Annotated in this window: 2 pseudogenes; one reads left to right on the top strand and one right to left on the bottom strand. The window is 60.0% G+C overall.

The features are described 5' to 3' along the window. Positions 1–113, top strand: a pseudogene (locus tag ACI6QG_RS19710) (IS5/IS1182 family transposase); the annotation flags it as partial. Positions 114–139: 26 nt separating this feature from the next. Here ACI6QG_RS19710 and ACI6QG_RS19705 read toward each other — a convergent pair. After that, positions 140–250 (bottom strand): annotated as a pseudogene (locus ACI6QG_RS19705) (IS5/IS1182 family transposase); the annotation flags it as partial.

Below are 250 nucleotides of genomic sequence, written 5' to 3'. Positions count from 1 at the left end.
TCATTTGCAGGCTCAAGAACTGGCGACGCATCGCCACGCGCTACGACCGCCTCGCCCGAAACTTCCTCGCCGCACTCGCCCTCGTCACTGCCGTCACCGAATGGAGCAAATGAGTCCCCAACCTAGGGTCTGGACTCAATCAAGCCCAATAAGTGATGGCGGAGACGAGGCAGACGGCGGCGAGGAAGTTGCGAGCGGTCTTGTCGTATCGTGTTGCGATGCCGCGGAAATCCTTGATGCGGCAGAAGGT

Origin of the sequence: Sabulicella flocculans, assembly GCF_045449635.1 — a bacterium.
In the GTDB taxonomy this organism is placed as follows: Bacteria; Pseudomonadota; Alphaproteobacteria; order Acetobacterales; family Acetobacteraceae; genus Roseococcus.
The sequence above is the reverse complement of the archived record's forward strand: the minus strand, read 5'-3'. Positions and strand labels throughout refer to the sequence as shown.